Origin of the sequence: Actinomadura macra NBRC 14102 (genome assembly GCF_001552215.1) — a bacterium.
Lineage (GTDB): Bacteria > Actinomycetota > Actinomycetes > Streptosporangiales > Streptosporangiaceae > Spirillospora > Spirillospora macra.
Genome location: NZ_BCQT01000017.1, coordinates 196,625 through 209,203, shown reverse-complemented (window position 1 = coordinate 209,203; position 12,579 = coordinate 196,625). Strand labels below are relative to the sequence as shown.

General features: G+C 73.6%; 11 protein-coding genes. 6 read left to right on the top strand and 5 right to left on the bottom strand.

What is annotated here, in order from left to right:
- Positions 1–5: 5 nt before the first annotated feature.
- Genes AMA02S_RS27005 through cutA form a run of 3 tightly spaced genes read left to right on the top strand, consistent with a single transcriptional unit; the run spans position 6 to position 3,893 of the window.
- Positions 6–884, top strand: coding sequence for an FAD binding domain-containing protein (locus AMA02S_RS27005; protein WP_067462960.1), 879 nt, complete (start codon positions 6–8; stop codon positions 882–884).
- Positions 885–917: 33 nt separating this feature from the next.
- Positions 918–1,418, top strand: a complete 501-nt coding sequence (locus tag AMA02S_RS27000) for a (2Fe-2S)-binding protein (RefSeq protein WP_067462957.1) — start codon at positions 918–920, stop codon at positions 1,416–1,418.
- Positions 1,419–3,893 (top strand): aerobic carbon-monoxide dehydrogenase large subunit, encoded by a 2,475-nt coding sequence (gene cutA / locus AMA02S_RS26995; RefSeq protein ID WP_084265633.1) that lies wholly within the window; start codon positions 1,419–1,421, stop codon positions 3,891–3,893.
- On the opposite strand, the gene AMA02S_RS26990 is transcribed toward cutA, so the two are convergent.
- A complete protein-coding gene (locus AMA02S_RS26990) occupies positions 3,839–4,681 on the bottom strand; it encodes a polysaccharide deacetylase family protein (protein WP_067462955.1) in 843 nt (280 codons plus the stop codon). The two genes, cutA and AMA02S_RS26990, sit on opposite strands and share 55 nt — an antisense overlap.
- 204 nt (positions 4,682–4,885) lie before the next feature.
- On the opposite strand from AMA02S_RS26990, the gene AMA02S_RS26985 reads away from it, so the two are divergent.
- On the top strand, positions 4,886–5,533 hold the full coding sequence (locus AMA02S_RS26985; protein WP_067462953.1) for an SRPBCC family protein: 648 nt from the start codon (positions 4,886–4,888) through the stop codon (positions 5,531–5,533).
- Between the two features lie 83 nt (positions 5,534–5,616).
- Here the strand turns inward: AMA02S_RS26985 and AMA02S_RS26980 are convergent, their stop codons facing one another.
- The 3 genes from AMA02S_RS26980 to AMA02S_RS26970 form a co-directional block, all read right to left on the bottom strand.
- Positions 5,617–6,474, bottom strand: coding sequence for an ABC transporter permease (locus AMA02S_RS26980; protein WP_084265632.1), 858 nt, complete (start codon positions 6,472–6,474; stop codon positions 5,617–5,619).
- Complete coding sequence (locus AMA02S_RS26975; protein ID WP_067462951.1) at positions 6,474–7,430, bottom strand: ATP-binding cassette domain-containing protein; 957 nt, start codon at positions 7,428–7,430, stop codon at positions 6,474–6,476. Before AMA02S_RS26975 ends, AMA02S_RS26980 begins: the two co-directional genes overlap by 1 nt.
- Before the next feature lie 173 nt (positions 7,431–7,603).
- On the bottom strand, positions 7,604–7,978 hold the full coding sequence (locus tag AMA02S_RS26970) for an FKBP-type peptidyl-prolyl cis-trans isomerase (protein ID WP_067462948.1): 375 nt from the start codon (positions 7,976–7,978) through the stop codon (positions 7,604–7,606).
- Positions 7,979–8,110: 132 nt separating this feature from the next.
- On the opposite strand from AMA02S_RS26970, the gene AMA02S_RS26965 reads away from it, so the two are divergent.
- Complete coding sequence (locus AMA02S_RS26965; RefSeq protein WP_067462945.1) at positions 8,111–10,138, top strand: hydantoinase/oxoprolinase family protein; 2,028 nt, start codon at positions 8,111–8,113, stop codon at positions 10,136–10,138.
- Positions 10,135–11,979, top strand: a complete 1,845-nt coding sequence (locus tag AMA02S_RS26960) for a hydantoinase B/oxoprolinase family protein (protein ID WP_245667851.1) — start codon at positions 10,135–10,137, stop codon at positions 11,977–11,979. Before AMA02S_RS26965 ends, AMA02S_RS26960 begins: the two co-directional genes overlap by 4 nt.
- Here the strand turns inward: AMA02S_RS26960 and AMA02S_RS26955 are convergent.
- Positions 11,907–12,548: a uridine kinase family protein gene (locus AMA02S_RS26955; protein ID WP_439951611.1), complete on the bottom strand. Its 642-nt coding sequence runs from the start codon at positions 12,546–12,548 to the stop codon at positions 11,907–11,909. The genes AMA02S_RS26960 and AMA02S_RS26955 overlap by 73 nt on opposite strands.
- Positions 12,549–12,579: the final 31 nt, after the last annotated feature.

Below are 12,579 nucleotides of genomic sequence, written 5' to 3'. Positions count from 1 at the left end.
CGCCGGTGAAACCGCCTCCGTTCGCCTACCACGCGCCCCGCACCCTCAGGGAGGCGCTGGACGCGCTCGCCGCCGACCCGTCCGCGAAGGTCCTGGCCGGGGGCCAGAGCCTCATCCCGATGCTGAACATGCGGCTGGCCGCCCCGTCGGCGCTGGTCGACATCAACCGCGTCGCCGAGCTGGACACCCTGCACGTCGGCGAGGAGGGGGTGACCGCCGGCGCGCTCGCCCGGCACGCCCGGGTGGAGCGCTCGGACGAGGCCGCCGCCGTCCAGCCGCTGCTGCGGCTGGCGCTGCGGCACGTCGCGCATCCCGTCATCCGCAACCGGGGCACGGTCGTCGGGAGCCTCGCGCACGCCGACCCCGCCGCCGAACTGCCCGCCGTGCTGGCGTTGGTCGGCGGCACCGTCGAGGCCGCCTCGACCGCCGGGCGCCGTACCGTCCCCGCGGACGTGTTCTTCCGCGGCCCGCTGGAACCCGCCCTGGAGCCCGGTGAGATCGCGGTGTCGGCGTTCTTCCCCGCCGTGCCGCCGCGCACCGGCACCGCGTTCGCCGAGACCGCCCGCCGGCACGGCGACTACGCGCTCGCCGGCGTCGCCGCCCTCGTCACCCTGGACGGTGACCTGCGGGTCGCCGCGGCGCGCGCCGGGTACCTCGGTGTCGCCGCGACCCCGCTCGTCCTCGACCTGACCGGGCCCGCCGGGCCGGGCGGCGACTGGACGGCCGCCGCCGCGCACGTGCGGGACCGGATCGAGCCGGAGGCCGACGTGCACGCGGGCGTCGAGTACCGCCGGCACCTGACCGGCGTGCTCACCGAGCGCGCCCTGCGCTCGGCCGCCGCGGTCGCGCTGCGCGGGGTGGCCGGGCGAAGGACGCGAGACTGATGGAGGGACGGCGTTGATGGAAGGACGGGGTTGATGGAGCAGAGCCACGACATCGCGCTGACCGTCAACGGGACGCCGCGCACCGCGCGTGCGCCCGCCCGGCGGCTGCTGTCGGACCTGCTCCGGCACGACCTCGGCCTTACCGGCACGCACGTCGGCTGCGAGCACGGCGTGTGCGGGTGCTGCACGGTGCTGCTGGACGGGGAGCCGGTGCGGTCGTGCCTGATGCTCGCCGTTACCGCCGACGGGCACGAGGTCACGACCGTGGAGGGGCTCGCCGCCCCGGACGGGACGCCCTCGCCGGTGCAGCGCGCCTTCCGCGAGTGCCACGGGTTGCAGTGCGGGTTCTGCACGCCCGGTTTCCTGTGCACGGTCACCGCGCTGCTGCGCGAGACGCCCCGCCCGACGCGGGACCAGGTCCTCGAAGGGATCTCCGGCAACCTGTGCCGGTGCACGGGCTACCAGAACATCGTCGCGTCGGTGCACCGCGCCGCCGAGCTGCTCGCCGGATCGGCCCGCGAAGGGGAGTCGTAGATGGGGACGCGCGTGTTCGGCGAGCCCGTCCGGCGCCGCGAGGACGCCCGGCTGCTCACCGGCCGCGGCCGCTTCCTGGACGACCTCGGCCGGAACGCGCTCGCCGCGGCGTTCGTCCGGTCGCCGCACGCGCACGCCCGCATCGCCGACATCGACGTGTCCGGGGCGCTGGACGTGGACGGCCTCGTCGCCATCTACACCTGGGAGGACCTGCCGGGCCGCGTGGGGGAGCCGCTGCCGCTGCTCATCCCGCACCCGGCGCTCACCCACGGCCGGACCGGGTACCCGCTCGCCCGCGACGTCGTCCGGCACGTCGGTGAGCCCGTCGCGATGGTCGTGGCCCGCGACCGCTATCTCGCCGAGGACGCCGCCGAACGCGTCCGGGTGGACTACGAGCCGCTGCCCGCCGTCGTCGGCATCGAGGCGGCCGCGCGCGCAGACCACCTCGTCCACGACGATGTTCCGGGCAACGTCGGGGCCGTGCTGGTGCAGGAGACCGGGGACGCGGCGGCGGCGGTCGCGGCGGCGCCGCACGTGCTGGAGTTCCGGCTGGCGATCGAGCGCAGCGCGTCCATGCCGCTCGAAGGGCGCGGCGTCTACGCGCGCTGGGACGCCGACGACGGGTCGCTGCGCGTGTACTCCTCGACGCAGGCGTCCACTAGCGTGCGCGCCGCCGTCGCAGCGCGGCTCGGGCTGCCGAACGGCAAGGTCGAGGTCGTCGCGCCGGACGTCGGCGGCGGCTTCGGAGTCAAGATCGTCCACCCGTGGCCGGAGGAGGTGCTGATCCCCTGGGCGGCGCGGCTGCTGGATCGCGAGCTGAAGTGGACCGAGGACAGGCGCGAGCATTTCGTGTCCGCCGCCCACGAGCGCGGCCAGCTCCAGGACGTGCGCGTCGGGTTCGACGACGCCGGCCGCGTCCTTGGACTGGACGTGCGGATCCGGCACGACCACGGCGCCTACACCCCGTACGGGATCATCATCCCGATCGTCACCTCCACGCAGCTGCTCGGCCCCTACAAGATCGGCGCATACCGGGCGGAGGTGACGAGCCTGTACACCAACACCGTCATCGTCACGCCGTACCGGGGCGCGGGCCGCCCGCAGGGCGTGTTCTGCATGGAGCGGACGATGGACCACATCGCCCGCCACCTCGGTCTCGACCGCGCGGACGTCCGCGCCGCGAACCTGATCCAGCCCGACGAGTTCCCCTACGACCAGGGCCTGACCTTCCAGGACGGCCGTCCGCTGATCTACGACTCGGGCGACTATCCGGAACTGCTCCGCAGGGCGCGCGATCTGATCGGCTGGGACGGCTTCGAGACCGAGCGGGCCGCCGCCGCGTCCCGGGGCCGGCGCCTCGGCATCGGCCTCGGGATCTATGTCGAGGGCACCGGGGTCGGGCCGTACGAGGGCGGGCACGTCGAGATCGACACCGCGGGCCGCGTGCACGTCTCGACCGGGCTGACCTCGCAGGGGCAGGGCCACGAGACCGTGTTCGCGCAGATCGCCGCCGCCGAGCTGGGCGTGCCGATGAAGGACGTCCAGGTGACGACGGGGGACACCCGCCGCTTCGGGTACGCGGTCGGCACGTTCGCCTCGCGCGCCGCCGTCATGAGCGGCAACGCGATAGCGCTGGCGTGCCGCAAGGTGCGCGGCAAGGCGCTGCGCATCGCGGGCGAGGCGCTGGAGGCGGACCCGGGAGATCTGGAGATCACTGACGGCATCGTGCACGTCCGGGGTGACATGTCGGCGTCCGTCCCGCTGCGGACGGTCGCGGTGCTGTCCAACCCGCTGCGGTACGCCTTCGACGCGGAGGCCGCCGCCGCGACCCAGTTCGCGGTCGGGCGCCCGCCGGACGAGCCGCCCGTCGCGGCCGGGGACGAGCCGGGCCTGGAAGGACGCGACTACTACTCGCCCGTCCGGTCCACGTTCGCCGCCGGGGCGCATGCCGCCATCGTGGAGGTGGACCCCGACACGGCCGAGATCGCGATCCTGCGGTACGTCGTCGTCCATGACTGCGGGCGGCTCGTCAACCCGATGGTGGTCGAGGGGCAGATCCACGGCGGCGTCGCGCAGGGCGTCGGCGGCGCACTGTACGAGCGGATGGTCTACGACGAGGCGGGACAGCTGTTGAACGCCTCGTTCATGGACTTCCTGATGCCCTACGCGACGGAGGTCCCGCGCATCGAGACCGACCACCTGGAGACCCCCTCCCCGCTCAACCCGCTCGGCATCAAGGGCGCGGGCGAGGCGGGCGTCATCCCGGTGTCGGCCGTCATCGCCTCGGCCGTCGAGGACGCCGAGGGCATCCGTATCGACGCGATGCCCCTGTCCCCGGACGAGTTGTACGCCCTGCGCCGCGGGCACGCGGAGCAGACGCCGCCGGTCGCCGGGCGGACCGCGTCAGGGCGGCCCGCGCCTCAGCCGCCGGCCGGGTGGTCGGGGACGTTGCCGCCGAGCGAGACCGGCAGGTAGTTCTGCACGGCGGCGGGCCGGAAGCCCTGCTGCCTGATCCACCCCAGGATCATCTGGAACTGCTGCGCGAGACCCTTGCGGTAGTGCATCAGGACGATGTCGCCGGGCTTGAAGCCCTTGCCCCCGTCGCCCCGGGCGAAGCCGTTGAACCCGACCCCCGGACCTGAGGTCCCGTTGTAGAACTCCGCCGACCACAGCAGTACCGACTTGATGCCGCACTCCTTGGCGACCCGGCGCGTCGTCTCGTTGAAGCTGCCGAACGGCGGGCGGAAGATCTGCGGGCGGCGGCCGTACTGCCCGGCGATGGCGGTGGAGGAGTCGCAGATCTCCTTCTTCTGCGCCTCGGGGCTGAGCGTCGCCATGTTGGGGTGGCTGACGGTGTGGTTCTCCATCGCCGAGCCCGCGTTGCGCATCGCCCAGAAGTACTGCCCCTGCCCCTTGATGTACGTCGAGGTCAGGAACGTCATGATCGGGACCCTTTCCTTGCGGACGAGGTTCACGAACTCGGCGTCGTAGGTGTAGCCGTCGTCGATGGTCAGGAAGACGACGCGCTCCTGGGTGACGATGTGGCTGACGACGGGCGGCAGCCCGTCGGGGGAAGGCGTCGGCATCGTCCAGGACCCGGGCTTCGGGCTCGCCCACGTCTGGTCGGCGAGCGCCGCGCTCAACTCCGTCCGCATGGACGGGCCGGAGCCGCCCGTCTGGGCCCGTACGACGGGCCAGCCGCCCGCGGCCACACCGATCACTCCGGCGGCCACCATGGCGATCACGGGCGTCTTCCCTCGCATCAGCCGCGTTCTCCGTTCCAGTCGGGGGGAGTCTGGTCCCGCAACGGTTGACGCGCCGAAGCGGCCGGGGGTTCGCGGAGTCACGGGACCTACCGGACATTGTGGCGATGCCCGGCCCCACGCCGCCGGAACTGCCCAATCCTCGGCGCGCCCTCGGCACATGTTGCCGTTCGGCGCGGTGGCGGCATTCTCTAGAGTCGGGACATGCAGGTCACCGGTAGTGCCAGCGTCGCCGCTCCACTCGCTCGCGTCTGGGACGCGCTCCAGGACCCGGCCGTCCTGGCGCGGACGATCCCCGGCTGCGTCTCCCTGGAGGAGACCGCTCCCGACGACTACCGCATGACGGTCACGGCGGGCGTCGCGTCCATCAAGGGCACCTACGTGGGACGGGTCGAGCTCGCCGACCCCGATCCGCCGCGCTCGTTCACGCTGCGCGCCCGCGGACAGGGAGCGCCCGGCACGGTGGACGCCACCGTCCGCGTCCGCCTGACCGACGGCGGCGGCTCGACCCGCGTCGACTACGACGCGGACGCGGTCGTGGGCGGGATGGTCGGCGGTGTCGGACAGCGCATGCTCGGCAGCGTCGCGAAGCGAACGGCGGCCGAGTTCTTCGCCGCTGTGGAGCACGACCTGACCGCACCCGTGTCGCCTGCCGCGCCCGCGCCGCCGGGGCCGCCCGCCGCACCGTCAGTGCCGTCTGCGGGTGCGGTCTACACCGGACGCGCCGCCGCGCCGTCCGGCGGCCCGGTCCCCCCGGTCTGGCCGATGGCCGCCGCCTTCGCGACCGGCGGCCTGGTCGCCCTCGTGGGCGTGGCCGTCGGCTACCTTCTGGGCCGCCGCCGCTCCCGCTGAGCGTCGCCCACATACCGGTCCGCCCACATACCGGTCCGCCTGGCCAGCGCCGCACGGGACCGGGCCGGGCGTAAGGGTGGGGCTCATGCGTCGCGCTTCTCGAACATGACCAGCGCCGCGGCCAGCACGACGAACGTGTACACCGCGAACAGCCCGAGCCCCGTCCACGGCGCGAGCTCACCGGACTGCCGCACCGGCGACAGGATCGCGCCCCCGGCGTTGGACGGCAGGAACTCGTTGACCTTCTCGCCCCACGAGCCGGGCAGGAAGCCGCCCACGATCCCGAGGACGAACATCACCACGAAGACCACGACGATCGACCCGGCGGTGTGCCGCAGCAGCGTGCCGATGGCGAGCGCCAGCACCGCGATCAGCGCCAGGTAGAGGCCGCCGCCGCCGACCGAGCGGAGCATCCCCGGGTCGCCGAGCGAGCCGTCGAGGTCCTTGGTCGCGAGGATGGCCTGGGCGGCGTAGAAGCACGCGAACGAGACGACGAGCCCGACGAGCAGCACGACGGTGCCGAGCACGGTCGTCTTGGCCGCCAGGTAGTGGGCGCGGCGCGGCACCGCGGTCAGCGCGGTCCGGATCATCCCGGTGGCGTGCTCGGAGGTGATCACCAGCACCCCGAGCGCCCCGAAGATCACCATGCCGAAGTAGAACGCGACCTGTGTGGGCAGCATCGGCGTGAAACTCGCCCGGTCGCCCGCGCTCATCTCGTCGTAGGACGCGCTGAAGGCCAGCGCCCACAGCGCGGAGAACCCGATCAGGACTACGGCCCCGGCGAGCAACGTCCAGAACGTCGATTTCACGGTGCGGATCTTCGTCCACTCCGCGGACAGGACGTGGCCGAACTTCACGCGCCGGGCGGTGCGCGCGCCCGCGGGTCCCGGCTGCGGCGCGGGCGGGGGCGCGGCGGCGGGCTGTGGCGCGGGCGCGGCCATCAGCGCGCTCCCCGCGGGCCCCCGGCGGGACCGGGTGGCGGCTCGCCGCCCGGGACGCCCGCGTGGTACTCGACGGTGTCGCCCGTGAGCCGCATGAACGCCTCCTCCAGGGACGGCTGGACGGTCGCCAGTTCGTGCAGCCGGAACGCGTGGTCGGCGGCCAGGTCCCCGATCTCCGCCGCGGACGTCCCGAACACGCGCAGCGCCCCGTCCGGGCCGGCCTCGGTGCGCCGCCCGCGCGCGGCCAGCAGCCGCGCCAGGTCGCCGAGCTGCGGCGACCGGACGCTGACGTGGCTGGTGGCGTTGGCGTCGATGAACTCGCGCATCCCGGTGTCGGCGAGGATCCGGCCCCGGCCGATCACGACCAGGTGCTCGGCCGTGACCGCCATCTCCGACATCAGATGGCTGGAGACGAACACCGTCCGGCCCTCCTGCGCGAGCCGCCGCATCAGCGTGCGGATCCAGAGGATGCCCTCCGGGTCCAGGCCGTTCACCGGCTCGTCGAACATCAGGACGCCCGGGTCGCCGAGCAGCGCCCCGGCGATGCCGAGCCGCTGCCCCATGCCGAGCGAGAACCCCTTGGACGGCTTCCGCGCGACGCTCTGCAGGCCGACGAGTCCGAGCACCTCGTCGACGCGACGGACCGGAAGGCCGTTGCTCTTGGCGAGGCACAGCAGGTGGTTGCGGGCGCTGCGCCCGCCGTGCACGGCCTTGGCGTCCAGCAGCGCGCCGACCTCGCGCAGCGGCGCGCCGAGCGAGCGGTACCGGCGGCCGTTGACGGTGACGTCGCCGGAGGTGGGACGGTCCAGGCCGAGGATCATCCGCATGGTGGTCGACTTGCCGGCGCCGTTGGGGCCGAGGAAACCGGTCACCCGCCCCGGCAGGACGGTGAACCCGGCCTGGTCGACGGCGGTCTTCGTGCCGAACCTCTTCGTCAGCCCCCGCGCCTTGATCATGCGTCCCTGATACCGGACGGCCTGGACGCCGGCACAGCGACGGCGGGCACCCGGGGCCGAATTTCACCCCGGATTGCCCGCCGTTTGATCCTCGGGGCCTCACCGGGAAGACCGCGAAGGGATGTCGCGCTCGCCCAGCACGGTCACCGTGGGCCAAGACTTCGAAACACTGCTCAGTCGACCGCCACGAGGTCGACCACGAAGATGAGCGTCTCGCCGGGCTTGATGGCGGGGCTCGGGCTGCGGTCACCGTAGGCCAGGTGCGGCGGGATGACGAGCTTGCGCCGCCCGCCGACCTTCATCCCCACGATCCCCATGTCCCAGCCCTTGATGACCCGCCCGCCGCCGAGCGGGAAGTCGAAGGTGCCGCCGCGGTTCCAGGACGCGTCGAACTCCTCGCCCGTGGACCAGGACACGCCGACATAGTGCATCGACACGTTCGAGCCCTTGGCGGCCTCCGGGCCGTCGCCCTCGGTGATGTCGGTGATGTCGAGGTAGGCGGGCGGCTGTCCCTCGGGGAAGTCGATCTCGGGGCGTTCAAGCGCCATGGACGGGCTCCAGCGGTCGTGTCGGTCGATGAAGGTGCAAGCCTAGTGCCGCGCGTGCTGCCAAAGAACGTCCGGCCCGTTGTCACATCGCGACGGTTCCGCAGGTGGACGGCGTCCGGTAGACCGTTGTCCATGGCACGAAGGCTGCGGATCGGGATCGACACGGGCGGGACGTTCACCGACGTCGTCGCGCTGGACGAGGACACCGGCGAGATCGTCACGACCAAGACGCCCTCGACGCCCGCCGATCCCGCCGAGGGGTTCGCCGACGGCGCGGCCAAGGCGCTGCGCCTTGCGGGCGCCGGACCGGCGGAGGTGACGGCGCTGGTCCACGGCACGACCGTGGCGACGAACCGGCTGCTGGAGGACCGCGTCGGGGACCTCGGCTTCGTCACGACGGCGGGTTTCGAGTCGGTGCTGGAGATCGCCCGGCAGAGCGTCCCGGACGGCTACGGCAACAGCTACTTCTGGGTGAAGCCGCCGAGGATCGTCCCGGTGCACCGGGTCCGGGGCGTCGGCGGGCGGCTCGACCACACCGGCGCGGAGCTGCGCCCATTCGACGAACCGTCCGCGGTCGCGGCGGCGCGCTGGTTCCGCGCGGCGGGGATCCGCGCGATCGGTGTGTGCTTCCTGCACTCCTACGCCGATCCGTCGCACGAGCTGGCGATGCGGGAGGTCCTGCGGCGCGAGCATCCGGACGCGGTGGTGTCGCTGTCGTGCGAGGTGCTGCGCGAGTACCGCGAGTACGAGCGGTCGGTGACGACGCTGGTCGACGTGGCCGTCAAGCCCGCGATGAACGGCTACCTCGCGCGGATCGCCGGGCGCGTCGCGTCCCGGCTGCTGGTGATGAAGAGCAACGGCGGGGTCCTGTCGGCCGGGGAGGTCGCCCGGCAGCCGATCACGACGGTGCTGTCGGGCCCGGCGGCGGGCGCGCTCGGCGCGGCGTTCGCCGTCGGCGGGTCGGTCGTGACGCTGGACGGCGGCGGGACCTCCACCGACGTCGCGGTCGTCCTGGACGGCGAGCCGACCCTCACCACCGAGGGCGCGATCGGCCGCCACCCGGTCAAGATCCCGATGATCGACATCGTCACCGTGGGAGCGGGCGGCGGGTCGGTCGCCTGGCGGTCGCCGGAGGGCGCGCTGAAGGTGGGGCCGCGCAGCGCCGGAGCCGACCCGGGCCCGCTCTGCTACGGGCGCGGCGGCGCCGAGGTCACGGTGACCGACGCGCACGCCGTCCTCGGCCGGATCCCGCCCCACCTGCTCGGCGGGGAGGTCCCCCTGGACGTGGACGCGGCCCGCACCGGCCTGGACGCGCTCGCGAAGGCGCTCGGGCTGGACGTGGAGCGGGCCGCGGCCGGGATCCTGGAGATCTCGGCGTGGAACCAGGCCAACGCCATCCGACAGATCACCGTCAAACGCGGGCTGGACGTCCGCGACTACCCGCTCGTCGCGTTCGGCGGATCGGGACCCCTGCTGGCCTGCCGGTTGCTGGACGTCCTCGGCCTGCCGTCCGCGGTGATCCCGGAGAATCCCGGGAACCTCTCGGCGTTCGGGCTGCTGACGGTGGACGTCAGGAACGACTACGTGCGCACCCGCGTCGTCCGCGACGCGGAACTGGACCCGGCGCTGCTGGCCGGGGTGTTCGCCGAGCTTGAGGGGGAGGCGGCGGAGGCGCTCGCCCGCGAGGGTTTCGGCGACGACCGGCGCTACGCCCGCTCCGCCGACCTGCGTTACTACGGGCAGGCGTTCGAGGTCCGGGTCCCCGCCCCCGACGGCCCACCGGACGAGGCGTTCCGCGCCGCGGTGGTGCGGCGCTTCCACGACGCCCACGAGGCCCTCTACGGGTACTGCTACCGCGACGACCCGCGGCATCCGGTCGAGTGGGTGAACCTCCGGGTGTCGGGGATCGGCCCGATCACCCGTCCGCGGCCGCGCGAACGCCCGCCGGGCGACGGCGACCCGTCGCGCGCCCGCACCGGCACCCGGCGGGTCTACTACGACTCGTGGGAGGACGCGGTGGTCTACCGCAGGGACGGGCTCGCGCCGGGCGACGTCGTGAAGGGCCCGGCGGTGGTCGAGGAGTTCGGCTCCACGTTGCCCCTGCACCCGGGCTTCCAGGCCCGGCCCGACGGCTTCGGCAACCTGGTGGTGACCCGGTGAGCGGCCCGATCGCCGACCCGGTCCTGCTGGAGATCGTCGAGGGCACACTCGCGTCCGTCGAGCGCGAGGTCGAGACCGCCATCGCCCGGACGGCCCGCTCCCCGATGATCCGCGACGCGCACGACTTCCGCGCGGGCGTCCACGACCGGCGGCTGCGCAAGCTGACCGGGCGCTCGTACTCGGCGCTCGTCCACCCGGTCGCGCGGGACTTCCCGCCCGAGACGATGCGCCCCGGCGACGTGTTCTTCCACAATGACGTGTACCTGTCCGAAGGCGGCATCGGGCACCTTCCCGACCTGTGCGTCACCGTCCCGGTGTTCCACGGTGGGGAGGTCGTCGCGTTCGTCCAGGCGTTCGGCCATCACGACGACATCGGCGGCGCGGTGCCCGGGTCGATGCCGAGCCACGCCCGCAGCGCCTTCGAGGAGGGCCTGATGGTGCCGCCGATCAAGCTGTGGGACGAGGGCGTCCCCAACGAGGCGGCCCTCACCATCATGACCCGCAACTCCCGGATGCCCGACTCCCTCGCCGGGGACCTGGACGCCGAGTGCTCGGCCTGCCTGATGGGCGCCCGCCGTCTCGGTGACCTGTTCGCCCGCTACGGCCGCGCCGCCGTGGAGGCGTGCTTCGACGCCATCATCGCCCGGACGACCGCGACGTTCCGTCGCGAGCTGCTCGCCAAGATCCCCGATGGCACGTTCGTCTGGGAGGACTACGCCGAGCACGACGGTGTGGACCCGCCGCGCCTGCACGCCCAGCGCATCACGCTGACCGTCGACAAGTCCGCGGACGTCCCCCTCGTCATCGACTTCACCGGGACGTCCCCGCAGGCCAAGGGGCCCATCAACCACGCGGGAGACTACGCGGGCGGGGTGTTCTTGAAGAAGTGGCTGGCGCCCGTCCTGCGCAATCTCGCCGACAGCCCCGAGCGGGCCGCCGAGCTGGACGTCAACGAGGGGGTGGTGCCGCTCATCGAGATGCGGTTCCCCGAGAAGGGCACCTTGCTCACGCCCGTCTTCCCGGCCCCGACCAACGCGCGCACGTTCGTGATCCTGCGGCTGCTCGGCGTCCTGGCGGGCGTGCTCGCCAAGGCGACCGGCGGCCGGATGCCCGCCGACCAGGAGACCATCCGCTACACCGGCGTCTACGGCGAGGACGACCGGGGCCCGTACCTGATGCGGGAGGTCCTCGGCGGCGGATCGGGCGGCCGCTACTACGCCGACGGCGAGGACACGATCCACATCGTCCCCGACTCCCGCAACATCCCGGCCGAGTTCGCCGAGGCCCGCTGGCCCTTCGTCGTCGAGCGCCTCGGCCTCGCGGTCGACTCCGGCGGGCCGGGCGAGCACCGCGGCGGCCTCGGCTACGACAAGCACCTGCGGATGCTCCGCGACGCGCACTACATGTCGATCGCCGACCGTTCGATCCTGTCGTGCTGGGGCGTCAACGGGGGACGCGCCGGCCGCCCGTTCCGGGTGGACATCGACGGCGAGGAGATGGACGGTCTCGTGGACGGCCGTCCCGTCCGCGCCGGGCAGGTCATCCGCATCCGGACGACGGGTGGCGGCGGGTGGGGCGACCCGCTGGACCGCGACCCCGCCCGCGTGGCCCGGGACGTTCGCGACGGCAAGGTCTCCACCACCGGAGCCCGCGATGATTACGGCGTCGTCCTGGCCGGAGGAACCGTCGACACCGACGCCACCGTTGCGCTGCGCACGCGCCTGCGTGCAGAGCGCGGGCCCGCTCCGTTCTTCGACCGCGGCCCCGGCTACCCGCTGCTCTCCGGCGGCGCCACGTCCGCCGACGTCGACGCCCGCGACGACCCCGGCCCCCTCGTGTAGGCCCGGAAGCGGTGTGAGGTGAAGGTGGTGCCGTCCACGAGGAGGTCGGCCCGCGCCTTCGTCCCGTCCGCGGCGAAGAAGGCCGTCTCGCGGACCGTCCAGGCGTCCCAGGCGGTTGCGTACCCGGGGCCGTCGCGGTCAAGGGCGCGGGCGCGGCGCAGAACGCGGGGGGCGTCGATCCAGATGCGGTAGGCGGCGGGCGACCCCGCCCACGCGGAACCGACCCCCTCCACCAGCAGGACGGGCGCGGGCGGCACCTCCTCCTCGGGGCCATAGCGGTCGTGGTGCCAGTCGTAGCGGCGCAGGCGCGCGGGCCGTCCCACCCGGAGCGGCGCGAGCACCGATTCCTCCAAGGGCCGCCACCAGGTGAGCGGATCGGCGTCCCACGGGACCCGGAAGTCGTCCGAGCGGACGACCGGGGCGCCGAGCAGCACGGCCGCCAGGTATCCGGCGAAGGTGGACTTCCCCGCACCGCTCGGTCCGTCCACGGCCACCAGCCGCGCCGGCCCGCAGGACGGCGCCAGCGCGAGCAGCCGCGCGGCCAGCGCGGGGTGGGTGAAGGTCGGCACGCACGGCATACTTCCAGGTGACCGCCCGCCG

Bases quoted from the DNA above. Each gene is read 5' to 3' on its own strand.
- AMA02S_RS27000 (WP_067462957.1), top strand. From the start codon at position 918: ATGGAGCAGAGCCACGACATCGCGCTGACCGTCAACGGGACGCCGCGC.
- cutA (WP_084265633.1), top strand. From the start codon at position 1,419: ATGGGGACGCGCGTGTTCGGCGAGCCCGTCCGGCGCCGCGAGGACGCC.
- AMA02S_RS26990 (WP_067462955.1), bottom strand. From the start codon at position 4,681: ATGCGAGGGAAGACGCCCGTGATCGCCATGGTGGCCGCCGGAGTGATC.
- AMA02S_RS26985 (WP_067462953.1), top strand. From the start codon at position 4,886: ATGCAGGTCACCGGTAGTGCCAGCGTCGCCGCTCCACTCGCTCGCGTC.
- AMA02S_RS26980 (WP_084265632.1), bottom strand. From the start codon at position 6,474: ATGGCCGCGCCCGCGCCACAGCCCGCCGCCGCGCCCCCGCCCGCGCCG.
- AMA02S_RS26975 (WP_067462951.1), bottom strand. From the start codon at position 7,430: ATGATCAAGGCGCGGGGGCTGACGAAGAGGTTCGGCACGAAGACCGCC.
- AMA02S_RS26970 (WP_067462948.1), bottom strand. From the start codon at position 7,978: ATGGCGCTTGAACGCCCCGAGATCGACTTCCCCGAGGGACAGCCGCCC.
- AMA02S_RS26965 (WP_067462945.1), top strand. From the start codon at position 8,111: ATGGCACGAAGGCTGCGGATCGGGATCGACACGGGCGGGACGTTCACC.